The organism is Treponema sp. Marseille-Q4523, from assembly GCF_016901105.1.
Lineage (GTDB): Bacteria > Spirochaetota > Spirochaetia > Treponematales > Treponemataceae > Treponema_D.
Genome location: NZ_JAFEVM010000035.1, coordinates 1 through 22390, shown reverse-complemented (window position 1 = coordinate 22390; position 22390 = coordinate 1). Strand labels below are relative to the sequence as shown.

The window sequence follows — 22390 nt, the reverse complement described above, 5'->3', positions numbered from 1 at the left end:
TCCTCCACAAGCTACAAAAGTTTTCCGTCGTTTTCAACACAAGACATGTGCGATTCGTACACAACCGTTTGAAAGCGCTCATTCTACCTCTATGCAGTCCGCATCGTCTTTGCGAACGCTCAACTCGTATCCCCTGATCGTTACTTCTACAGGATCGCCGAGCGGCGCGACTTTACGAATATACACGCTGCACCCGTTGGTAAAACCCATATCCATGAGGCGGCGTTTTAATGCGCCTTCCCCGTCCAACCTTTTGACCGTTACCGTTTCGCCGACGGTAACATTTCGCAATGTTTTCATTATGATCTCCTTGACCGCTTGACGGCCTTAATAAATCACACCGTAAAAAAATCCGCGCTCACACCATGATGCGGTTAGCCATCGCGCGGTTTAATGCAATTCGGGATTCTTTTACCTGTACGATAATATTTCCGTCAGTCGTAGACACGACAGTAACCGCCGTACCGACGTTAAAGCCGATTTCGTTGAGTCGCTGCTTCACGTCCGCCGTACCGCCGACTTTTTTTACCGTGCATTGTTCACCGATTGCACACATCGATAAAGGCATCATAATTCACCTGCTTGGCAATACACCCTGAAATAGATATATACCTACTTGGTTAATATACGCTAACCGGCAGAAACTGTCAATAGCCTATGCTAACTTTTTCAGAGATCCCTATTGTAACTCGCGTTTTTTTACTTTATCATAAACTTATGAATATCATTCTCATCGGCTCGGGCGGTCGCGAACACGCGATAGCGCGCTGCCTTGCGCAAAGCCCGCTCGTACAAAAAATCGTCGTCATTCCCGGAAACGGCGGTACGGCTGTGGAACCCAAGTGTAAAAACATCGATAAAGCGGCATGCGATTATATTGAAGATAACGGCGTGCCGGCTTGCGTGCAGATCGCACAACGCGAAGAATGCATTATGGCGATCGTAGGACCGGAAAATCCGCTCGCGGAAGGCATTGCGGACGATTTTTGGAAAGCCGATATTCCGTGCATCGGGCCGAAAAAAGCGGCGGCCGAACTCGAAGCGAGCAAAGATTTTGCAAAACGCTTTATGCATACTTACGGCGTCGCGTGCGCAAAAAGCGAAACGTTCAGCGACAGCGAACAAGCGAAAGCATACGTCCGACAGCACGGCGCGCCGGTCGTCATCAAAGCGGACGGGCTTGCAGCGGGAAAGGGCGTTGTCGTCGCGGCGACCGTCGAAGAAGCCCTTTCGGCGATCGGCAGCATCATGGAAGCCGGCAGCGTCGGAGAGGCCGGAAAAAAAATCGTCATAGAAGAATATCTCGAAGGCGTCGAAATCTCCGTGCTTGCCGCAGTTTCGGTAACATCTGAAGCTGCAAAAAAACAAAAAGCGAAAATCGTGCCGTTTTTGCCGGCGCGCGATCATAAACGCCTGCTCGACGGAGCGCAAGGACCGAATACCGGCGGCATGGGCGCCGTATGCCCGCTCGCCGACGTGACAGACGAAACGATGGAGCGTTTCCGGCACGATATCCTTTCGCCAACGCTCAAAGGACTCATCGCCGAAAATTTCGATTACCGCGGTTTTATCTTTTTCGGCATCATGCTCACAAAAGACGGACCGAAACTCCTCGAATACAACGTGCGGCTCGGAGATCCCGAAACGCAGGCGGTACTCCCGCTCGCCGATTTCGACTTTGCCGCGATGTGCTGTTCGATCGTCAACGGCTCGCTTGACAATTTCGCGTTCAAATGGAAAACGGGATGCGTCGTCGCTCCGGTCGTCGTTTCGGGCGGCTACCCCGGCGCATACGAAAAAGGCAAAGAAATTACGATCGATGAAAAGCGCGTACAATCGGCCGGCGCGCAATTATTTATCGCGGGAGCAAAACGCACCGCGGACGGAAAACTCGTCACCGACGGCGGGCGCGTGCTCGCATGCAGCGCGCACGGCACGGACTTCGACGACGCGCGAAAGAAGGCATACGACGCGATCGGCGCGGTACGCTTCGAAGGCGCGTTTTATCGTAAAGACATAGGACTCGCGGGAGCGGCGGAATCAGGGAAGCTGTAAAGCGGACAGCGATACGCATATCGACCGATACACATTACGCTTCGTGCGGCGTTAATTTTTAATCGCATTTCCGATGATGAAGCCCCGTGCTTTTCGCAGATGAAATCGCATCGTGTTTACACCGGCGGCGCTGCCGTAAACGCGCGGCACCCCATCCTTCACACGCTGAAAAGCAACTCTTCATACGACGGAAACGGTTTGTACGATTCGGCAAGCAGCGGCTCTATGGCGTCGGTCACCGCACGCACTTTTTCCATCGCGGGGATCACTTTTTCGGCGTAAGCTTTTGCGCGGAGCATATAATCGCCGTTTGCGATCGCCGACGCATGCTTTTCAAAAAGCGAAGCCGTCTCTGCCGAAAGAGAATCGGCAAGCGCGTCGAGTTTTTTGAGCAGCAAAATTCCCGCATCGCATTTTGCAAGCGGAAGGGCATTTTTTACCGACACGACAGTCTCCGCGATCGAATCCATATATCCGAGCACGGAGGGCATGATATTTTTATTGACCATTTCGAGCATCGTGCCGACTTCGATATTGAGCACTTGGCAGTATTTTTCGAGCTTTACTTCGTAGTGACTTTTCATCTCCGCTTCGGTGTAGATGCCCGTTTCGGTATACAGTTTGACGTTTTTCGGTTTCAGATATTCGGCGACCGCTTCCGGAAGATTGCGCAGATTTAAAAGCCCGCGCTTTTTCGCTTCGGAAACCCAATCCTCTCCGTAGCCGTTGCCGTTGAAGATGATTTTCCAGTGATCCGTGATTTCATTTTTAATAAGTTCCTGCAGCGCTTGATTGAAGTCTTTCGCTCCTTCGAGTTTGTCGGCGTACTCTTTCAAAACATCCGCAACGATCGCATTGAGCGTCGTCATCGGCCCCGAAATCGACAGAGAAGAACCGACCGAGCGGAATTCGAATTTATTTACGGTAAACGCAAAAGGAGACGTGCGGTTGCGGTCGGTCGTATCTTTCGGGATGGGCGGCAAAACATCCGCGCCGATTTTTATCTTTTGTTTTGATTTCGCGCTGTACGGCGTTCCGTCTTTAATCGATTTCAATACGGCTTCGAGCTCGTCGCCGACGAATATCGACATGATTGCAGGCGGCGCTTCGTTCGCTCCGAGCCGGTGATCGTTTCCCGCGCTCGCAACCGAAATGCGCAGCAAATCCTGATTGTCGTCGACGGCGCGGATCACCGCGGTGAGGAAAAGCAAAAAACGCGCGTTTTCCCTCGGCGTATCGCCCGGCTTCAAAAGTCCCTCGCCCGCATCGGTTTCGATCGACCAGTTGTTGTGCTTGCCGCTGCCGTTGATGCCGGCAAAAGGTTTTTCGTGCAGCAGGCACACAAGCCCGTGCCGACGTGCAACCTTTTTCATGATCTCCATCGTCAGCTGATTTTGATCGGCCGCCAAATTCGTCGTCGAAAAAATCGGCGCCATTTCGTGCTGGGCGGGAGCCGTTTCATTGTGTTCCGTCTTGGCAAAGATGCCGAGCTTCCACAACTCTTCGTTAAGGTCTTCCATGTATTCCGTAACGCGCGGCGTGATCGCGGTAAAATACTGGTCGTCCATCTCCTGCCCCTTCGCGGGTTTTGCGCCGAAGAGCGTCCGCCCCGTCATCTGGAGATCTCTGCGCTTTTCATAGAGTTTTTCATCGACCAAAAAATATTCCTGTTCGGCGCCGACACAGGAAATCACGTGTTCGACGTCTTTTTCGCCGAAAAGACGAAGCACGCGCACAGCCTGTTTGCTGAGCGCTTCGATGGAACGAAGGAGCGGCGTTTTTTTGTCGAGGGCTTCTCCCGTGTACGAACAGAAGGCCGTCGGGATGCACAGAGAATGATCTTTTACGAACGCATACGCCGTGGGATCCCACACCGTGTACCCGCGCGCTTCAAAAGTGGCGCGGCTTCCGCCCGACGGAAACGACGACGCATCGCTTTCACCTTTGACAAGCTCTTTGCCGCCGAACTCCATAATGACGCCGCCGTTTTTATCGGGAGCAACGAAGCTTTCGTGCTTTTCCGCCGTAATGCCGGTAAGCGGCTGAAACCAATGCGTGTAGTGCGTCGCGCCTTTCGAAATAGCCCACTCTTTCATCGCGTGCGCCACTTGATTCGCGATTTCAAGTTCGAGCGGCGTACCGTCGTCGAGCGTTTTTTTGAGCGCTTTAAACGTATCTTTCGGCAAAAGCTCGCGCATCACCTTTTGATTAAAAACCATGCTCCCGAACAATTCCTGCACATTCGGCATAAGTCCTCCGGCGTTTTGTCCCGCACTTTAAAAATAGAAAAGCGATGCAAACCCCTTTTGTACAAAAGTGTTTACATCGCCTGCATTTTTCATATTCACGTTATAGCCTTTGTCGGCAAAAAAATCAAGTGCGAAAAAAAATCGACCGCCGGAACAAAAACGGACGACGCTTTTCACATATCTTTTAAAACCGACTTAAAGTGCACAAGGTAATCGGCAAACGAAATATAGCACAGCGCAAGGCTTACGATAAACATACCGAGCGCGGCATTTTTCCAAACCGCCGTATGCTGCACGACAGCCGAAACGATACCGCCGGCTTCGCCTCCTCTTGCCGCATAAAAGCGCAGCGCGCATTCGGGGATGAGCGCAACAAATCCCGAGGCGACGTAAAATACGGTTTTGAGTTTTCCGCCCTTTCGCGCGGCGATCGCCGTACCTTGCTTTGCCGCGACCATACGCAAAAAATTTTGCGAAAACTCGCGGTACAAAATCAATACGAAAATCCATACCGGAAGATAGCTCTCTACGGACGGGCTGAACGAATGCATAAAACACGTAAATGTCGTCAAATGCACGATGACGTCCGCAAAGGGATCGAACATCTTGCCGAAATCGCTCACTTCGCCCGTTTTGCGCGCAAAAAATCCGTCAAGAAAATCGGTAAATTCCATGCACGCCAGAAGAGGGATCATAAGGGCTGCCGAAACGCCGGCAAATCGCCCCGTCCAAATCGGTATAAAATAGATAAGGAAAAATACCGGCGCAAAGACAACGCGTACCGACGTAAATGCATTTGCGAGTTTCATACCGTCAGTATGTTTTGAAAGGCACGTAGTGTCAAGACGCGGACGCCAGCGGCAGCCGGTGACCGTTCGCATGAGAGAGGCACAATCATTTCGGATGCGCTTTAAAATCCTGAACGATGCTTATGCGGGACTTTACGTCGTATCCGGGCATCTCTTTTTTTGAAAGAGCAACGGCTTGTTCGACGACGGCCGAAGAATCCGCAACACCCTGCAGTATGATCGTATTGCCGTCGATAACCGCGTGTAAAAATTCGATATTAATTTTATGCGTAAATACGAGCGTATTGACGAGGCGTTGTGCGGCAAGCAGCGTTTTTATTTTTTCCGCTCCGAGCGCGTCGAGTTCGGGCGAAATATGTGATTTAACAAAATCGGCGATAAGCGCACCGCCTTCATCCGCACCGATAAGTCCCGTATTCAGCACAAAATGAAAATGCGTCGGATCAGCTATATCGATGTCGAAAAAGCTTTTATGAAAGCCGCTCCTGTTTTTATCGCTTTCATCGATCTTTTGCTGCGCCTGTTTTTTCGTACACGCGAATTCGTTTTCGAGCCTCTGCAGCCTGACGGGATCTTTCGCGACGAGACGGAATGAAACGACATTCGGCACGTCTTCCAATATGATATACGAACCGCGTCCGATAAGCACACAGTTGTTTTCGCTCGCCGCTTCGAGGACTGCCGTCTGCAGATAGTGCAAATATTCATCGCGGTCTTTAACGAGTGCGGCAAAAAACCCCGGTTTCTTTTCATCGTACTTGCCGAGCTTTTCGGCGGGAAATCCGTGCTGCACGATGCGTTTTTCAAGCTCATCCCTGCGGATAAACACGTATCCGAGTTTTTCCGCCGCGATCGCAGCGATTTCATCGCCGAGCGCCGCAATCTGCCGGGAAATTGCAACTATAGCCATACGCACCTCCCATAAAAACTTTTGCAGGATATTTTAATATCCGAAAAAGTTTTTAGCCGTGCGCGAGAGCGCACACGTTAAATAGTCGAGTTTGCAAAATAAAGTATATCGTATGTATACGATTTTATCGAAAAAAATACGTATACACGTTTTCTGCAAATACTCGCGCAAACTCGAGGTAAAAAGCGGCGGCGATATTTCAGACGACGCTTTTTACCATACCTCCCATAAAAACTTTTGCAGGAAGTTTTCAGCCGTACACGCAAATATACACGCATACACGCTTTTATAATTTCCGTAAATACAGTATAACTCAATATAACCGAAAAATAAAGCAATTTGTTTTATCGGAAAACTTTATATATCAACGGTACGGGAGCGATCGGATATGGATGCTGATGACAGCGCGCTTATTTGGCAGGAAAACGGAAAACGAGTATTATTAAAAACACCCGTGTTTACGGTAACCGAAACGGACAGCGTTGCATCCGACGGACAAAAAGGGAACTACATGGTCATCGAACCGGGACACGATTGGGCGATCGTCGTACCGGTACACGGCAGTAAGTTTTTGATGGTAAAACAATGGCGGCACGCCGAATGCGTGCTGAGCATCGAATTCCCCGGCGGCGTCATGGACGAAGGAGAAACGCCCGAACAGGCGGCCGCTCGGGAACTGCGCGAAGAAACGGGACACACGGCGGGACGGCTCACCTATCTCGGAACGATGAGTCCGAACCCCGCGCTCATGTCGAATCATGTGCATTTTTTTGCCGCGGAAGATTTGACGAATATCCACGAACAGCATTTGGATAAAGACGAATATGTGCACTACCTCGAACTCGATCAGGATGAAGTGATCGAAGGTCTCGGCACAAAAAAAGAATATTCGCACGCGCTCATGGCGGCAGCCGTCGCGCTCTATTTGCGCTGCAAACAAAAAGTGCAGAAGGCAAACGGCAGATTCTAAAAATTATTAAAAATGAAACGACTGTTTTGCCGGCAGGCGACAAAACAAGCGCTCTACAATAATTGTAGTCCCAATAAAAAAATCGAACAACGCAAGAGTACGCTGTTCGATTTTTAATTTAACGTAAATCGATACCCCGCCGCAGCCTCGCAGCGAAGCTTCAAGCGGCGTCGGGGTATTAAAGCCTCCGCACGAATAAACCGATAAGTGTGCGATCAGCGCGCGACGTTGTACGGATCGTAGGCTTTCGCGGGATCGTAGACGCCGTCGCGGATTTCACCGCTCAAGCTCGGAATCTGCATCTTCATGCCGGGCAAAATCAAATTCGGATCTTCGGGACGCGGGATATTCGTTTTGTTCGCCTGATACAGATTTTCCCACAACAACGGATTATTGTAGATATACGGACGGCCCGAAATATTCCAAAAGCAATCTTTCGTATCCGCCCACGGACGGACAACATAGAATTCGGGAAGCGGCGTCACTTCATGCACGCCGTCGAGAGCGGCGACCGATTCGCGCGCATAATTCGCCGCAGCTTTATAGTCTTCGCCGTCGTAAGATTTTTCGGCACCGGCATACTTATTTTGTGCGGCGGTAAACGCCATCGGAAAATTCTTATCCGCATTAATGCTTTTCGCCCATGCGATTTTATTTTGTGCGATCTTCATTTCATCTTCGGCCGATTTTTTTGCAAGCATCATATCGATATATGCGCGGGAAAGCGCCGCATTTTCTTCGGCTTTTTGCGAAAGTTCGATCGATTCATCGTAGCGGCCGGCATTGAGAGCCGCCTGCGCTTGACGCGTATACTCGTCGGCAAGCTTTTGATACGTATTGTTTTTATAGCTTACAGCGAACGCAATCGTTCCTATAAAAGCAAGCGAAGCGATGATAATTAATAATTTTTTCATTTTGCAGCCTCCGTATCGCTGACCGTTTCGGGTACCGCTTGCGCGGCCTTTGTAGGATCGTCGTAGGTTTCAGCCTTAAGCAAAACCGCGTTTTCATCTTCGATGCCTTTGATATTGCTGCCAGAAAGCGGGGCGTCTTTATCCGCCTGCACCGCGTATTCCGAAGTTTCGGCAACTTTCGCTTTCGCCTTTTCGATGGCTTCCTGTGCAGCCGCACGTTTTTCGGAAATATCGGCATAGAGTTTTTCAAAGGTTTTGCGCGCATCACCGTAGTGTGCGAGAGCACTTTCGGCATCCTGCTGTGCATAGCTCGTGTCTCCGCTGCGGAAATCCGCAACGCCGCCGTCGTATGCTTTCTTTTGCGCGACCGCCGCATACACGCTGTCGGCATTGCGCTTTGCGTTGAATGCCGCCGTCCGCTCTTCGCGTGCGCGCGTTTTAAATGCATTCTGCAGCGCCGTATTGAGCGATGCATAGGCCGTATGCGCCTGTTCATAGAGCTGTGCGCCCGTCGACGATTTGTCCGCCGAAAGTTTTTCAGCCGCACTCAGCGCATTCGCACCCTTGTTGTAGTTCGTCTTATCGTAGGATTGAAAGCCGAGTTCGTCAATGCGGCGTTTAAGCGCAGCCGCTTTCGTGTATTCTTCAAGCGCACGGTAGCGAGCCGTCACGTCCGCAAGTTCGACCGTTACGTTTTCGCCCGCCTTGCTCCGCTTGACGAGATCGTTATAGCGCGTGTCGGTTTCGTTGAATTGATCGGGCGCCGCTTTATCCGCACCCGCCTTTACGGCAGCGCGTCGAGCCGTCTCCGCAGCGTCGAGCGCAGCGGAATTGTCGGTTGCAACCGGTACCTTTGCCGCCTGTTCTGCTGCCGACGTATCCGGCTTTGTGTTTTGCTTCGTGGATTTACACGATATAAATCCGAATGCCAACGCAGCGGCGAAAAGAATTATATAATGCTTTTTCACATTCTGCCTCCATAAATTTTCGTTGAAAAATTATCCATTATCGACAATACATCAATAATAGTATATCGTATTTACGGTTGTTCCGCAACAGCAATATTTTTTATAATCGGATTTAAAACTCTTCGTAATCTTTAATTTGTATATCATTCCGTCATTGCAGGCGACGAGAGGCGCAAAATATGCTACTATGTTTAATAATGCCGGTCGATCCGAACGCGGAACGATCGGCACGCATTGAAATCCCTTATGTACGGAGGATGCAATTATGGCGGATGATTTTACTTTTGAAATTACGAAAAACATCGGCGTCGTCTCCGAAGGAAAAGGCGGATGGAAGATGGAGCTCAACCTCGTATCCTGGGGAGGCCGCCCCGCAAAATACGATGTCAGAAGCTGGTCGCCCGACCATCAAAAAATGGGCAAGGGTTTGACGCTGACGCAAGAAGAACTCACGTCTCTCGGAAAACTCATCGCCTCTCTTCCGGCTGAGTGATCGTCGAAAACACGCCTGTTTGTTTACGAAAATATCACATGTCCTCGATATACGCCTGTTTGTTTGCTTGACAAATACAAATTCGACGGTATAATTTATATTTACATCAAGTAAAGAGGAGTTTTTGTATGAAAAGAAACGGATTTTTCTTAACCGCATTATCGCTTATGTTTTTGTGCGGTACACTTGCCGCAGCACCGACAAAAGGCCGCGTTATAAAAGTCGGTCATACCGGCACCAAAGATCACTATTATCAAATGTATTTGGAAAAGTGGACAAAAGCGGTAACGGAACGTACCAATAGTCGTTATACTTTTGAGATTTATCCGTCCGATTTGTACGGTAAGCCCAACCAATTGATAGAAGGTTGTCAGTTAGGTACTTCCGATATGGTACTGGCTACGGGTTCGTTGTTATCGTCTTACAGCAAAATTGTCGGCGTACTGGATTTGCCCTTTTTATTTGCAAACGAAAAACAAGCAAGTTATGTTCTTAACGGTCCGATAGGAGACGAATTGGCCGACAGTCTGGCTGCGAAAAATCTTATCGTTTTGGCTTGGTGGGAAAACGGTATGCGCCATTTATTTCCGCCTCGTCCGGTTAATAAACCTTCCGATCTGAAAGGGTTGAAATTGCGCGTTGTCAATTCCAAACCGATGATCGAAACGATTAACGCCATGGGAGCTATTGCAGTTCCGATGGCTTTTAATGACGTTTATTCCGCTTGGCAGATGAAAACAATTGACGGCTGCGAAGGAACCATTACGCATATGCTTACCCAAAAGTACTATGAACTTACAAAAACGGGTGCTTTGCTGTGGTATATGCACGTGCCGAATCCGCTTATCATTTCCAAAAAGCTTTGGAATCGTATTTCCGAAGCGGACAAAAAAATCTTTATCGAAGAAGCGAAGAAAATAAGTGTGTTTTCTTTTGATTTTCAAGCTAAAGCCGACCAAGACGATATAAAAAAATGCGAATCGCTCGGTGTTGTATTTACCCGCCCCGACCGCGCTCCGTTTATTGAGCTGTGTAAGCCCGTATATGAAAAATTCCGTCCCGATTACGGCGACATGATAGAACGTATTATTGCCGAAGCCGCAAAAGCAAAATAAAAACACGCGCTGTCGGAATATACGATACCCATACATGTCTTAAGCAAAGGGGCTGTCGAGAAAGTAACCGACTTTTGAGACAGCCCCTCCCGTATGTAATTTTCACGGAACGGAAAAATATTTTCTCTGTTCCGTGATTTTATTCTTTTTACCATCAGCCGGAGGTCGCTTATGCTTAAAGCACTTAAAATTATCAACGATCTTATTACAAAAATTACCCAAGCTGCCCTTGTTTTTTTTATGTCGGGAATGGTACTGTTGATTTTTGTACAGGTCATCTATCGCTATATTATTAAAGAACCGCTTTCGTGGTCGGAGGAATTGGCAACATATTTTTTCTCAGGCATTATCTTTTTCGGCGCCGTGTTTCTTTATCGTGAAGAAAAGCATATTAACATGTCTATGGCTCTTGATGCGATAAAAAACGGTGCGCTGAAAAAAGGTATTAAAATTGCAGCGGATATACTGATTATTCTGTTTCTCTGTGTTATGACCTTTTATACCTATCCGCTTGCCCGTGATATTCTTGCACTCGGCGGTGTATCGCCTTCGATGGGGTGGCTGAAGCTCGGATGGATTTTTATGATCGTTCCCGTCGGCAGTGCACTTTCGCTTTTAATGATGATTGAAGTGCTTTTAAAAGCGATTACGACAAAGGGAGAAAAGTAAATGGGCTTATATCTTGCTTTATTTTTTATTATTTTTTTGCTTATGGGAATCCCTATCGCGGTGTCGCTGGGATTGACCTGTGTCTTTGCTTCCCTTATGGGGCCGCTTTCGGAATTTTTTGCCGGCGTTTTATCCGCATCTGATTTGTATTGGGATTGCTCGGATATCATCAGCGAATTGATGCAAAAGACTTTTAACTCGTCCAACGGTTCGGCACTCATGGCCATACCGTTTTTTATTCTTGCCGGCAATATTATGGCGTCGGGTGGAGTGTCGAAGCGCTTGGTCGGTTTGGCTGAAGCTTTTCTCGGCCACGTTACCGGCGGCTTGGCGCTTGTCGCAACCGTGGCTTCCACTTTTTTCGGGGCGGTTTCCGGTTCGGCACCTGCAACTACGGCGGCTATCGGCGGCGTTATGATCAAACAAATGGAAGAAAGCGGCTATGATCCTGCATTTGCAGGTGCGGTTGTAGCGGCTTCGGGGACAATCGGTTTGATAATTCCGCCCAGTTTAACTATGGTCCTTTACGGCGTCAGTACGGGGGTTTCCATCGGCGATTTATTTATTGCCGGTATCGTTCCCGGTATTATCATTTGTCTGGTATTGATTATACCGGAATATGTTATTTCAAAAAAGCGCGGATACAAAAGCGCGCGGAAATTTACCGGAGCCGAACGCTGGAAATCTTTTAAAGATGCCTTCTTTGCTCTTATGATGCCTATTATCATCCTCGGCGGTATTTATTGCGGTATTTTTACGCCTACCGAATCGGCCGCTGTTGCAGTTATATACGGCATTATAGTTGGTATTTTTATTCATAAAGAATTGCATTGGCGCGATATATATAAACTTGTTCTTAAATCTGCGCGGTCAACTGCAGTTATTATGTATTTAATGATAACCGCCGATATACTCAGCTATATCCTTGTCAGCTATCAGATTCCTCAAAATCTTGCAGCATCTATTTTAACCGTTTCGACCAATCAGATTATCGTTCAAATGTTCATGATTTTAATTTTGCTTGTTGTCGGAACTTTTTTAAATAATTCTGCAGCGATGGTACTCCTTGCGCCTATCTTTTATCCGATTTTGATCAGTTTGAATATAGATCCGCTTTTCTTCGGCATCATTATGGTTATTTCGCTTGCTATCGGTCATAACACACCTCCGGTCGGTTTGTGTTTGTTTGTTGCTTGCGATATAGGCGGTGTTAAATTGGAGCGTTTGGTAAAAGAAGTGGCACCTCTTGTACTTGTAATGATCCTTGCCGTTTTTGTGATGAACTGCTTCCCACAGCTTATTTTGTTTTTGCCGAATCTGCTGCGCCGATAGTAAAAAAACGGTGATATACCGAAATTAAAAGCGCCACGCTATTTCAGTGGCGCTTTTAAACATTCCTTAAAATTCAACAGTCGAACAAAATATCAATTTTGGAGACTGTTAAATTAGTGCGCGGAAGCGCACACGTACATCCGCGAGTTTTCATTTGAAAACTCGAAATTAAAAGCGCCGCGCTATTTCAGTGGCGCTTTTAAACCTTAATTTTCGGACAGCTTTTTGTTAATTACCGATTATCGCATTATCAATTAGATCGAATTCGAAAGTATCGTGAGTACGGTTTTTTCGCTCTTTCCGGCTGAGTGATTCCGTACCGGCAGTTTTGCAGTACGGTTGCCCGCGCAAGCGGCACTTTCGTTATGTTCCGAACAGGAGCGTTATGAGTTCTTTTACGTCGCGCGCCTGAGAGACGCCCTTGCTTTTTTCCGGCGCGATAACCGTCGAAAAGCCCATATTCTGCGCCGTCTTTGCGCGCTGCGTCAAACGCGGCACGGGGCGAATTTCTCCGGCAAGGCTCAGCTCGCCAATCACCGCCGTTTCGGCTGCAAGTGCGACATCGGTACGTGCGGAATACAGAGCCGCCGCAAGCGCCGCATCGATCGCGCCTTCCGTCAAACGCATACCGCCTGCCACATTGATGTATAAATCCTGATCGGAAAAGCGCATGCCCGTTCGTTTTTCGAGGACTGCCGCCACGCGTGCAACGCGCGCCGAATCGATTTTATCGCTGTAGACGCGGGAAAGAGACGCCTTTGCCGGAACGACGAGCGCCTGTATTTCAACGATAAACACGCGGCTGCCTTCGAACACGGCGGTACACGCAACGCCCGCGGGCTGCTTGCCGTCGCGCCTCGTGATAAAAAGCACCGACGGATCGGCGACTTCGGTCAAGCCTTTTTCCGTCATTTCGAAGATGCCGATTTCATCGACCGAGCCGAACCTGTTTTTCGCCGCGCGCAAAAAGCGGTATTCGTCGTTGCTGCGTTCGAATGAAACCACCGTGTCGACCATGTGCTCGAGCGATTTCGGGCCGGCGATCAATCCTTCTTTCGTTACGTGCGCGGCCATTATTAAAACCGCGTCGCGCTCTTTGACCCAGCTTATCAATTCGTTCGCGCAGTATTTCAATTGATTGACCGTCCCCGGAATCAAACCGGCCTGCACCGAATACGTCGTTTGAATCGAGTCGACGATTACGAGCACGGGGTTTTGCGCATCGAGCGCGGCGAGCATATCTTCGAGGCGCATCGTACACAAAAGCTCGATGCCGGCGGCAGCGAGACCGAGCCGTTCGCTCCGCTCTTTTATCTGCGCGGCGGATTCTTCGCCCGACACGTAGAGTACGCGCATCGCATTGCCGTTCGCTTTCGCCGCGAGAGAAGCCGTCTGCAAAAGCAGCGTCGATTTTCCGATACCCGGCTCTCCGCCGATAAGAACAGCGGAACGCATCGCAGCTCCGCCGCCGAGCACGCGGTCGAATTCCGCGATGCCGGTCGCAAGGCGCATACCGGCCTTTGCGTCCACGTGCGAAAGCGGTACGGGCTTTGCGCGCTCGGAAACGGAGAGACCGACACCGGCAGGGCTTACGGCGTTCGCGTCGAGGATGCATTCTTCGAGCGTGTTCCATTCTCCGCACTGCGGACAGCGTCCGAGCCAGCGCGGCTGCGAATAGCCGCAGGATGAACACTTGTACACGATCGTACCGGATTTTTTTGCCATCGCAATTCCCGTAAATCCAATTTTAACAATTATTAATTTTCGTGTAACGTATGCGCGGGCTTACTGAGCGCGGGCACACACGTACATTCGCTAAAACAGTTTCCGGCATTCGAGGTAAAAGCGCTTTTCATCGGCTTCGCCCATCGAAAAACTTTTTCGCGGGAGCGGTCCGTTCTTTTCGATCGTCGCAAAAAAGCTTGCTTTGTCGATCGGCGGAAGGAGAATGCCCGTCGTACCTTCTTGGACGCCGAGCCGCATCGTTTCCGCATCTCCGTGAATATAATCGATCGTTATGTCGATTTCCGCTTTTGCTTTTTCAGCTATATAATCGTCGACGACCGGTTGAAAAGCGGAAACCGCGAGCGAAGAAATATTCGTTTTTAAAAGCGTGTACGATGTTTTTCCGGCGGACGTGCTTGCAAAGCCGAACGATGCCCTCGATTTTTTTACGGCGTTTTCGAGCTCTTCGGACGACCGGCATTCCGATACTTCTCCGCCGAATTGAGAAGTCAAGCGTAAAATCAATTCCGCCGCGTCCGCTCCGAAAAGCACACGGTGAATAGGTTCGAACGTAAGCCCCGCATCGTATATATTGACGATTTCGACGAGGGCATAACGCACGCGGCTTGTCTTGCGCTCTTCTTCACCGAGCCTTTGTTTGTATTCGTCCCACACGGCTTTTGCGGTTGCAAGCGAATGATTTCCGTCGCCGACTGCAAACATAAACACGCTGCCGTCGCTTTCGGTATTCGCTTTTGCAATTTTTTCAAGCGATGAAAGAAGGACACCTTCCGAAGATTCCGGCACAAGCCGGCCTTGTATGCTTCCGCCCTTCATCATAAGATTTCCCGAATAAAGCGGAGCTGCTCCGGACGCTTTGACGACGGCTCCCGCACCTCCGACAAGGGAATCTGACGCATCGTTTACGAGGAGCATAATGTGCGGTACTTCGAGCGGGGCGCCGCTCCTGATCGCTTTGCGCGGCGGAATGCGCGAAGGGATCGTCGCTTCGGTTGGACGGATGAGCGCTTTTGAAAAAGGCTTCCACTCGTAGTCGTCCAAATCGATTGCCCCTACAAGACCGCGCCGCATACGGCCGAACGCCGTCGTGCGCTCGACGTAGACGAAGCCGTGTTTTTCTTCAAAGAGGCCCTCATCGATATAGCGTTTCATCGCCGCCTGTATGCCTGCAATACGCGATTCTTTATCGCCGTCGCCGAGATAGACTTCCGGCAAAATGAGGTTCAACGCGCTCGGTTTTCCGCTCGCTGTTTTTTCCGCCTCTTTCCAATAATTTTTGTCCTGCGTATATTGATCGCACGCGATGCACGACCAGCTCGCCGTGTCGATGTTTTTCGGCAGCAAAATGTCGGGCACGGAAAGAGCGAAATCAGAAAATGTGTTCATACGGAAAGTATACCGCAAAGTATTTTTTTTTGCTATACTTAAGCCATGCCCGATTTTTCTTACGGACAAGTGCAACAGATTTCGCAAGTACAGCGGCAAGTGCTATCGCAAAAACAGATTCAGTCGCTGAAACTGCTCGCGATGAGCGGCGAAGATTTGAACGCCGAAATCCGCAAAGCGGTGAATGAAAATCCCGCACTCGAAATCGCACGCGATGATGCGGCGGCAGCGGCCGCACCGCGCAGTTCATTTCCGTACGAAAACACGCGCACTTCGTATACGTCCGCAGCGGGCAACGAAGCGGCACAAAAATTTCAGGATGCATACGAAAACGCCGCCGATACGCGCGAAACGCTGCAGGAACATCTTTTGTTTCAGCTGAACGTAATGAAGCTTTCGCCCGACGAAAAATCGCTCGGAAAAGCGCTCATCGAAAACCTGAACGAAAACGGACGGCACATCCTCGCTCCCGCGTCACTGCTCGACAAATCGCGCCCGGCACAGAATACGGCTATGCTCGATAAAATGCTGCACATCATCCGGTGCATGGATCCCGAAGGCACGTGCTGCAACGACATGGAAGAGAGCCTCTACGTGCAGGCGCAAATCGCAGGCGACGCTCCGCCGCTCGCGCTTTTTATACTCGACGGACACATCGATGTGCTGTATTCGAACGACGCGACACCCGATATAGAGCGCATCAAACGAAAAATTATTAAATTGCAGGAAGCGGCGAAGCGCGAATCTTTCGGCGGCGAGAGGGCGATCGATTCGCTTGAGATAAGTTCGGATAATGTGCAAAAAGCGATCGCGTTTATCTCGCGCTTAAATCCGTATCCCGCGCAGGGCTACGGCAAAGCGCCGACGCACTACATTTCGCCCGACATTTCGGTGACCGAAGCCGAGGGAGAAGTGCCGAACACGTCCGATGAAAATGAAATGTTCGTGGAAAATACGCACGAAAAGTATTTCCGCATAACGCTCGCAAAAGGCTCGATACCCGACGTTCGCATCGTTCCGGGTTTCAACGCGCAGCGCCATAAAGAGCTTAAAAAAAATCTCAAAGCCGCAGAACAATTTTTGGACAACCTTGCATACCGCAAATCGCTCCTTTTGCAGTCGTGTGAAATCATCGTCAAAACGCAGAGCGGTTTTTTTTCTTCGCACGGAAAAGGCTACCTCGAAGAGCTTACGCAGAGCGAAACGGCGCGCATACTCGGCGTCAACGAATCGACGGTGTCGCGCATGGCGAACGAAAAATTCATGCAGACGCCGTGGGGACAGCTTTTTCCGTTGAAATATTTTTTTACGAATTTGCAGGACAAAGTAAAATTCGCGCTGCGTCAGCTTATCGAAAACCGCGCAAGCGGTAAAAAACCGCTGTCTGACAGAGAGCTCGTCGAAAAACTCGCCGCCCAGGGCATACACGTCGCACGCCGCACCGTCGCAAAGTACCGCGCACAGCTTGCGATCGGCTCGTCTTATACCCGCGGAAAAGCGCCGAAAAAATAGCGGTGTGCCGATCAAAAGGAGTGCACAGACAGCCAGTGCCGTTTTCATATATTCGAGTGCTTTTGAGAATTCGGTTTTCAGCGACTTCCTTTTGTATACGGCACGATCGACCTACGCCCGCGTGGAGCACCGCGGAGCGTCCGCGCCGGGGCGCGGATGAGGGTTACCGAAGTGCGGAAGGCGGGTTCTTCCGATCCGCGTCGTCCGAAAGCATCGGCGAATACGTATGCTGCCGGGAGTACAGCCGATTTTTTACGTTATATGCTGTTTTTTAGAAAATATAGTTTTTAGTGCCCTTGTCTCGTGTCGTCGCGATTTTTATTTTGCTTTTTCGCATATTCCGTTGTATACTATAAGGGCGGTACAAATGCCGCAGCCTGTGTTTCAGGCTCCAATACATACTGACAGGAGCGTTGCATGACAAAAAACGTATCGGCAGTCGGTTTCGATTTTGAAAAAAAACAGTCCGACATGATTGAAACAAAGTTGAAGCGCATCGCGTATGCCGAAGATTTGATCGTCGATTTTACCATGCGGGTAAAATACGACAAAGAGTATTCGTTCGACGCGACGTTCAATTTCCGCTGGGGCACGCAGGGACATGTGACGAGCAGAGATTACAGTTTCGATGCGGGCCTCAACAAACTTATGGACACCCTCGATACGAAGATAAAAAAAGAAAAAGACAAGATTCAGGATCACACGAAATAATGATTTGAACGAGACTTTCAGCAAACTCGAAGTTAAAAGCCGACATCGCACCACACGCGCAAATCGTCGCCGGACGAAGAATTTTCGTTCGGCGGTTTTATTTTATGATGGAGCAGCGGGTCAATCCTCCGTACTTGCAGCCGCCTATTTTCCGCCGCACGAAAATCGATTTTCAATGGGTATTTTCTAATGAGTAATTGGTAATGTGTAATGGGTAATGTACTTTATCAATTTGTAATGTGTAATTTCGGTAATGAAGCGGTATTGATTTTTCCATTTCATACGGAGACAGGATACGACATGTACCGTACATCGATCCTCGCGCAACTTGCAACGAGTACGGAGTGCGAAGTTCCCCGCGCAACCTTGCAACGAGCGCGAAGCGCGAAGTTCCCCGCGCAACCTTGCAACGAGCGCGAAGCGCGAAGTTCCCCGCGCAACCTTGCAACGAGCGCGAAGCGCGAAGTTCCCCGCGCAACCTTGCAACGAGCGCGAAGCGCGAAGTTCCCCGCGCAGAAAACGATGTTCCCGTTTATTTTTACAAAAAAACGCGTAATTTATCACTTTGCAGGCGATATATAGGTCGAAAGTCGAGTTTCGAAAGTATTTCTAAATAAAGCTATGCTTTCGGCGAGAACTTCGTTCGCTGCGCTCACTACCGAGTTTGCTCTGCAAACTCGCCGTGTATGCCGCGGTCGAGCTTTTAGGGTAGGCTTCTGCAAGCCTAACGCTCGAAACGGCACGCAGCCGGAACCTCGCCTCCGCATGATTTTATTCACTTTCGAAACTCGCCGTTCAGTTGGTGAACGAAACAGTTGGAAAATTTCGAGTTTTAGAAAACTCGAAATTAAACCATATAGTTCAGCGGCTTCCTTGCCGCACTATCCCAATAACCGAAGGTACAACTATGGAATATACTCATAAACCCGTCGACGAGCTCACCTTTACCGACGACTTTATGTTCGGCACGGTCATGAAAAACAAAGCGGTTAAACGAGACACTGAAATAGCGCAGCGCTTTTAAACCTTCCTTAAAATTGCACAGCGAGTAAATCTTCGGATTTAGGAGCTGTACAATTAGTGCACGAGAGCGCACAGTTAATAAGCGATGTTTCGGCTTCGTCCGAAACTCAAAGTTAAATTGAACGGCGCAATTTCAGACGTTCAATTTAAACCTTCGTTTTCGAAACATACCGAAATTTGCGCTCGCGCAAGCGCCGCGGCATACGGATACGGGGGAACGGGGCGTTGCGGGGTGCCCCCGCAGAGAGGGTAGAGCGCAACCGTGTGCGCTCGCAGGGAGAGACTTCTCCCTCTTTATTAATTAATAATTATTAATAAGTAATTACTCGGCCGGATCACGCGTACCGTGTCGAAAAATTTTCCGCGCGTCAATACAATTTTTCGCCGAGCAGGCGGGCGGCAAGAGAAACGGCAAGCACTGCGGTTTGATTTCTCACGTCGAGGATCGGATTCACTTCCACGATGTCTGCCGATTTTACGATGCCGGTATCGCTCATCTCTTCCATAAGCAAAAGCGCTTCGCGGTTCGTCATGCCGGCGGGAAGCGGAATGCCGGTGCCGGGCGCGAACATGGGATCGAGCACGTCCATGTCGAATGACACGTGCACGATGTCCGCGTGCGTTTTAAAAAAGAATACGACTTGTTTGACGACGGACGGAAAACCCTGCCGTTCGATGTCGCTCATCGTAAAAACGGTGACGCCGGATTTTCGCATGAGTTCTTTTTCGCCCGGATCCAAATCGCGGATGCCGACAAAGCACACGTTGAGCGGATCGACTTTGCGTCCGTCAAAATATAAATTTGTCAATTCCGGAAGACCGAGTCCGCACGAAGCGGCAAGGCATTCGCCGTGGATATTGCCCGAAAGCGTCGTCTCGGGCGTATTGAAATCTCCGTGCGCGTCGACGTAAAGTACACCGAGCTTTTGATCATTGCGTTTTGCGGACGCCGCAGCTCCGGCAAGCGTGCCGAGCACGATCGAGTGATCGCCGCCGAGCGTAAGCGGAAATTCTCCCGCAGCGAAGGACTCGTCGATTTCTTTTGCAAGCTGCGTGCAGGCAGCCGCGATCGGCTTTAAATATTTTGCTTTCGGATTCCCGACCTCTTCGTATTCCTGAGGATGTATGCGCATCGGCGAATTGTATTTGACTAAACTGTGGCCGAGCGATTCGAGTTTTGCGCGTAAGCCTGCAAGCCGTATTGCGGACGGACCCATATCGCTGCCGTGGCGAGAAGCTCCGAAATCGAGCGGCATTTCAATGATGTGGATATTCATAAAAGCAGTATAATGCGAAGGGGCGGTGCGGAGCAAGGCGGGCTAATCAGCGGAAGTCGAAGCGGCGCAACTGTGCCGAGCGCAGCGACTTCTCCATGTGGAACTTTGGCGCTCGCTGCAAGTGAATCATGACATTGCCAGCGGCCGCGTCCGCGCGCTATAATAGCCTTATGGCGGACAATATACGAATCGAAAAAGCACAGCGCATCCGCGACGTCATTCGGTACGTTGACCGATTTAAAAATGCCGTCGTCGTCATCTATCTCGACGACATCGACTCGCCGCTTTTTTCAAGCCACATCCGCGACATAGCGCTTATCAAAAAAGCGGGACTGCACGTACTCATCGTGCCGGGCTCGCGCGAGCGCATCGACGAAGTGTTGTCGGCATCGCATATTTCATGGACGATGCAAAACGGCGTGCGCGTTACGACACATGAAGCGATGCCTCTCATAAAAATGGCGGCGTTCGACGTTTCGAATACGGTGATGACTTCTCTCGCCGCGAACCGCATTTCCGCCGTGATCGGAAACTGGGTACGCTCGCGCGCGATCGGCGTGCTCGACGGCAAAGATTACGGGGACGCGGGCGAAATCGACAAGCTCGAAACCGACGCGATCCGCACGGTGCTCGCCGACGGCTTCGTTCCGATTTTTCCGTGCATCGGCTGGAGCCGAACGGGAAAGCCGTACAATATCTCATCACCGGCGCTCGCAAAAGAAGTCGCCGTACAGCTGCAAGCCGATAAATTGTTTTTCGTCACAAGCGGCGACGATATAAACGCATCGCACTTTACCGTACCGCCCGAAATCGCCGTGACGGAAACCGGCGAAATCCCCGCGCTCAACCTCGGCGAACTCGATTCTTTTATCGACGCGAACGCGAATTCGGAAAACGGAAAAATCGTTTCGCTCCTGCGCTTGGCAAAAAGCGCGTGCGCATCGGGCGTCGCAAGAACTCATATCGTAAACGGTGCGCTCGACGGCGTGTTGCCCTGCGAAATTTTTTCAGGACTCGGAAGCGGTACGATGGTCTATTCGGAAAACTACGGCGGCATACGCGCGATGCAAACCGAAGACATTCCGGCAGTTCTTTCGCTTATGCGCCCCTTCGTCGCGTCCGGAAAACTTTTGCCGAGAAGCGATGCCGAACTGATCGAAAACGCGGACGATTATATCGTCTATGAACTCGACGGCGGCATACGCGCATGCGCCGCACTGCATTTTTACGACGCGCATCAGGCGGAAATCGCAGCGGTGGCCGTGGACGAATCCTGCGCAAATATCGGCGTCGGACCGAAGCTCATCGAATTTTTATTAAAAAAAGCAAAGCGGGAACGATGCGAAAGCGTGTTTATCCTCACGACACAGGCGGCCGATTGGTTTGAAAACTTGGGCTTTGTGCCGGACGATATCGCAACGCTGCCTGAAAAGCGCAAAGAAAAATGGACGCCCGCCCGAGGCTCGAAACTGTATCGGTTAAAGCTGCAGTAGAGGTAAGTACAGGATAACAATCGAAACGAGTTTCGTTTTTTTAGAAAGCGAAAAAAAACGTCGTGAACGGTACTGTATTTTGCGTATTTTGATTTTCTTTGCACTCTGCAAATCCTGTATCGTGAAAATGATAATGACTATTCCGCAAAAAACCAATGACATATGTATATTTGCTGCGAGCAAAGCGGCAGCGGGAGACTTCCGACATTATATATTGCAACAGCATCTGCCGAACAGTCGTCTTCGCGGCACAGGATTTGTCTTGTTCTACGATTCGATTTTTATTTTGCCGCTCTCATCAAGCTGTCCCGGAAATCGAAACCAAACATTTTTCCGATCGTTTCCGTCGAATACAACAACATATGAATTTTTTACCGTACCGTATATAAAAGTACCGTTATTTTTAAATCCGTATATTTTACTTAATTTTCTTAATCTCGGAAAAATCATTTACTTCGCTCCGGAAAAACATAGTTAATAATATGCTTTCTGACACTACTTTTATAATTTGATGTAAAGGTATATAACATAAACAAGAGCAAGGGCGCAAAAGTGTTGACCGCTGTAAAACGTTAGATGAATACAGTTTATTTGTAGAAGAGGTGAGAATCCAAACACAACTTGATCCCGAAAACGGCTTTCCGTAAAATATTATTTATTCTTGTCTGATATCCTGTTCCCATTTCTTTTAAATCCATTAAAACATCGGTATCAATTCTTAGACTAACGGCAGTTTTCTTTACAGAAACTTTATACAT

The 22390-nt window shown here is 49.6% G+C and carries 20 protein-coding genes; 9 read left to right on the top strand and 11 right to left on the bottom strand.

The genetic code is table 11. The features are described 5' to 3' along the window. Positions 1 to 78: 78 nt before the first annotated feature. Both JSQ97_RS10465 and JSQ97_RS10460 read right to left on the bottom strand, forming a co-directional pair. Positions 79 to 300, bottom strand: coding sequence for a FeoA family protein (locus JSQ97_RS10465; protein ID WP_187385471.1), 222 nt, complete (start codon positions 298 to 300; stop codon positions 79 to 81). A gap of 58 nt (positions 301 to 358) precedes the next feature. Then, on the bottom strand, positions 359 to 571 hold the full coding sequence (locus tag JSQ97_RS10460; RefSeq protein WP_187385472.1) for a FeoA family protein: 213 nt from the start codon (positions 569 to 571) through the stop codon (positions 359 to 361). Positions 572 to 717: 146 nt separating this feature from the next. Here JSQ97_RS10460 and purD point away from each other — a divergent pair, with 146 nt between their 5' ends. Then, positions 718 to 2055 carry a phosphoribosylamine--glycine ligase gene (gene purD / locus JSQ97_RS10455; protein WP_205076005.1) on the top strand — a complete coding sequence of 446 codons (1338 nt, stop codon included), beginning with the start codon at positions 718 to 720 and terminating at the stop codon, positions 2053 to 2055. Between the two features lie 158 nt (positions 2056 to 2213). On the opposite strand, the gene JSQ97_RS10450 is transcribed toward purD, so the two are convergent. From JSQ97_RS10450 to JSQ97_RS10440, 3 genes are all read right to left on the bottom strand, one after another. After that, on the bottom strand, positions 2214 to 4304 hold the full coding sequence (locus tag JSQ97_RS10450; protein WP_205076004.1) for a glutamine synthetase III family protein: 2091 nt from the start codon (positions 4302 to 4304) through the stop codon (positions 2214 to 2216). A 173-nt stretch (positions 4305 to 4477) separates the two neighbouring features. Then, positions 4478 to 5113 (bottom strand): CDP-alcohol phosphatidyltransferase family protein, encoded by a 636-nt coding sequence (locus tag JSQ97_RS10445; RefSeq protein WP_205076003.1) that lies wholly within the window; start codon positions 5111 to 5113, stop codon positions 4478 to 4480. A gap of 85 nt (positions 5114 to 5198) precedes the next feature. Continuing rightward, complete coding sequence (locus tag JSQ97_RS10440) at positions 5199 to 6023, bottom strand: cytidylate kinase-like family protein (RefSeq protein ID WP_205076002.1); 825 nt, start codon at positions 6021 to 6023, stop codon at positions 5199 to 5201. Between the two features lie 388 nt (positions 6024 to 6411). On the opposite strand from JSQ97_RS10440, the gene JSQ97_RS10435 reads away from it, so the two are divergent. Further along, positions 6412 to 6993 carry an NUDIX hydrolase gene (locus JSQ97_RS10435; RefSeq protein ID WP_187385477.1) on the top strand — a complete coding sequence of 194 codons (582 nt, stop codon included), beginning with the start codon at positions 6412 to 6414 and terminating at the stop codon, positions 6991 to 6993. Positions 6994 to 7208: 215 nt separating this feature from the next. Here JSQ97_RS10435 and JSQ97_RS10430 read toward each other — a convergent pair whose 3' ends face one another. Both JSQ97_RS10430 and JSQ97_RS10425 read right to left on the bottom strand, forming a co-directional pair. Beyond that, the gene (locus JSQ97_RS10430; RefSeq protein WP_205076001.1) at positions 7209 to 7907 is read right to left on the bottom strand and encodes a LysM peptidoglycan-binding domain-containing protein; all 699 of its coding nucleotides are present in this window, start codon (positions 7905 to 7907) and stop codon (positions 7209 to 7211) included. After that, entirely contained in the window at positions 7904 to 8875 is a 972-nt protein-coding gene (locus JSQ97_RS10425; protein WP_205076000.1) for a hypothetical protein, read from the bottom strand. Before JSQ97_RS10425 ends, JSQ97_RS10430 begins: the two co-directional genes overlap by 4 nt. Before the next feature lie 265 nt (positions 8876 to 9140). Here JSQ97_RS10425 and JSQ97_RS10420 point away from each other — a divergent pair, with 265 nt between their 5' ends. The 4 genes from JSQ97_RS10420 to JSQ97_RS10405 all read left to right on the top strand — a co-directional run bounded on the left by JSQ97_RS10420 (position 9141) and on the right by JSQ97_RS10405 (position 12484). Then, entirely contained in the window at positions 9141 to 9368 is a 228-nt protein-coding gene (locus tag JSQ97_RS10420) for a YdbC family protein (protein WP_021331114.1), read from the top strand. Between the two features lie 128 nt (positions 9369 to 9496). Beyond that, positions 9497 to 10483 carry a TRAP transporter substrate-binding protein gene (locus tag JSQ97_RS10415; protein WP_205075999.1) on the top strand — a complete coding sequence of 329 codons (987 nt, stop codon included), beginning with the start codon at positions 9497 to 9499 and terminating at the stop codon, positions 10481 to 10483. A gap of 171 nt (positions 10484 to 10654) precedes the next feature. Beyond that, positions 10655 to 11152: a TRAP transporter small permease gene (locus tag JSQ97_RS10410; protein ID WP_021331118.1), complete on the top strand. Its 498-nt coding sequence runs from the start codon at positions 10655 to 10657 to the stop codon at positions 11150 to 11152. Next, positions 11153 to 12484, top strand: a complete 1332-nt coding sequence (locus tag JSQ97_RS10405) for a TRAP transporter large permease (protein ID WP_021331107.1) — start codon at positions 11153 to 11155, stop codon at positions 12482 to 12484. A 363-nt stretch (positions 12485 to 12847) separates the two neighbouring features. On the opposite strand, the gene radA is transcribed toward JSQ97_RS10405, so the two are convergent. Further along, positions 12848 to 14209 carry a DNA repair protein RadA gene (radA, locus tag JSQ97_RS10400; protein WP_205075998.1) on the bottom strand — a complete coding sequence of 454 codons (1362 nt, stop codon included), beginning with the start codon at positions 14207 to 14209 and terminating at the stop codon, positions 12848 to 12850. A 90-nt stretch (positions 14210 to 14299) separates the two neighbouring features. After that, complete coding sequence (locus JSQ97_RS10395; RefSeq protein ID WP_205075997.1) at positions 14300 to 15616, bottom strand: DUF1015 domain-containing protein; 1317 nt, start codon at positions 15614 to 15616, stop codon at positions 14300 to 14302. 45 nt (positions 15617 to 15661) lie between these two features. Here JSQ97_RS10395 and rpoN point away from each other — a divergent pair, with 45 nt between their 5' ends. After that, on the top strand, positions 15662 to 17128 hold the full coding sequence (gene rpoN / locus JSQ97_RS10390; protein ID WP_205075996.1) for an RNA polymerase factor sigma-54: 1467 nt from the start codon (positions 15662 to 15664) through the stop codon (positions 17126 to 17128). Between the two features lie 417 nt (positions 17129 to 17545). Further along, positions 17546 to 17839 (top strand): HPF/RaiA family ribosome-associated protein, encoded by a 294-nt coding sequence (locus JSQ97_RS10385; protein ID WP_021331096.1) that lies wholly within the window; start codon positions 17546 to 17548, stop codon positions 17837 to 17839. Positions 17840 to 19230: 1391 nt separating this feature from the next. On the opposite strand, the gene rocF is transcribed toward JSQ97_RS10385, so the two are convergent. After that, on the bottom strand, positions 19231 to 20139 hold the full coding sequence (gene rocF, locus JSQ97_RS10380; RefSeq protein ID WP_205075995.1) for an arginase: 909 nt from the start codon (positions 20137 to 20139) through the stop codon (positions 19231 to 19233). A 170-nt stretch (positions 20140 to 20309) separates the two neighbouring features. Between rocF and argA the strand changes: the two genes are divergently transcribed. After that, positions 20310 to 21632 (top strand): amino-acid N-acetyltransferase, encoded by a 1323-nt coding sequence (gene argA, locus JSQ97_RS10375; RefSeq protein WP_205075994.1) that lies wholly within the window; start codon positions 20310 to 20312, stop codon positions 21630 to 21632. A gap of 587 nt (positions 21633 to 22219) precedes the next feature. On the opposite strand, the gene JSQ97_RS13150 is transcribed toward argA, so the two are convergent. Next, the gene (locus JSQ97_RS13150) at positions 22220 to 22390 is read right to left on the bottom strand and encodes a BrnA antitoxin family protein (protein WP_205076011.1); all 171 of its coding nucleotides are present in this window, start codon (positions 22388 to 22390) and stop codon (positions 22220 to 22222) included.

What these genes read in the sequence shown, in the direction of transcription:
- JSQ97_RS10465 (WP_187385471.1), bottom strand. Translation starts at nt 300, where the DNA reads ATGAAAACATTGCGAAATGTTACCGTCGGCGAAACGGTAACGGTCAAA.
- JSQ97_RS10460 (WP_187385472.1), bottom strand. Translation starts at nt 571, where the DNA reads ATGATGCCTTTATCGATGTGTGCAATCGGTGAACAATGCACGGTAAAA.
- purD (WP_205076005.1), top strand. Translation starts at nt 718, where the DNA reads ATGAATATCATTCTCATCGGCTCGGGCGGTCGCGAACACGCGATAGCG.
- JSQ97_RS10450 (WP_205076004.1), bottom strand. Translation starts at nt 4,304, where the DNA reads ATGCCGAATGTGCAGGAATTGTTCGGGAGCATGGTTTTTAATCAAAAG.
- JSQ97_RS10445 (WP_205076003.1), bottom strand. Translation starts at nt 5,113, where the DNA reads ATGAAACTCGCAAATGCATTTACGTCGGTACGCGTTGTCTTTGCGCCG.
- JSQ97_RS10440 (WP_205076002.1), bottom strand. Translation starts at nt 6,023, where the DNA reads ATGGCTATAGTTGCAATTTCCCGGCAGATTGCGGCGCTCGGCGATGAA.
- JSQ97_RS10435 (WP_187385477.1), top strand. Translation starts at nt 6,412, where the DNA reads ATGGATGCTGATGACAGCGCGCTTATTTGGCAGGAAAACGGAAAACGA.
- JSQ97_RS10430 (WP_205076001.1), bottom strand. Translation starts at nt 7,907, where the DNA reads ATGAAAAAATTATTAATTATCATCGCTTCGCTTGCTTTTATAGGAACG.
- JSQ97_RS10420 (WP_021331114.1), top strand. Translation starts at nt 9,141, where the DNA reads ATGGCGGATGATTTTACTTTTGAAATTACGAAAAACATCGGCGTCGTC.
- JSQ97_RS10415 (WP_205075999.1), top strand. Translation starts at nt 9,497, where the DNA reads ATGAAAAGAAACGGATTTTTCTTAACCGCATTATCGCTTATGTTTTTG.
- JSQ97_RS10410 (WP_021331118.1), top strand. Translation starts at nt 10,655, where the DNA reads ATGCTTAAAGCACTTAAAATTATCAACGATCTTATTACAAAAATTACC.
- JSQ97_RS10405 (WP_021331107.1), top strand. Translation starts at nt 11,153, where the DNA reads ATGGGCTTATATCTTGCTTTATTTTTTATTATTTTTTTGCTTATGGGA.
- radA (WP_205075998.1), bottom strand. Translation starts at nt 14,209, where the DNA reads ATGGCAAAAAAATCCGGTACGATCGTGTACAAGTGTTCATCCTGCGGC.
- JSQ97_RS10395 (WP_205075997.1), bottom strand. Translation starts at nt 15,616, where the DNA reads ATGAACACATTTTCTGATTTCGCTCTTTCCGTGCCCGACATTTTGCTG.
- rpoN (WP_205075996.1), top strand. Translation starts at nt 15,662, where the DNA reads ATGCCCGATTTTTCTTACGGACAAGTGCAACAGATTTCGCAAGTACAG.
- JSQ97_RS10385 (WP_021331096.1), top strand. Translation starts at nt 17,546, where the DNA reads ATGACAAAAAACGTATCGGCAGTCGGTTTCGATTTTGAAAAAAAACAG.
- rocF (WP_205075995.1), bottom strand. Translation starts at nt 20,139, where the DNA reads ATGAATATCCACATCATTGAAATGCCGCTCGATTTCGGAGCTTCTCGC.
- argA (WP_205075994.1), top strand. Translation starts at nt 20,310, where the DNA reads ATGGCGGACAATATACGAATCGAAAAAGCACAGCGCATCCGCGACGTC.
- JSQ97_RS13150 (WP_205076011.1), bottom strand. Translation starts at nt 22,390, where the DNA reads ATGTATAAAGTTTCTGTAAAGAAAACTGCCGTTAGTCTAAGAATTGAT.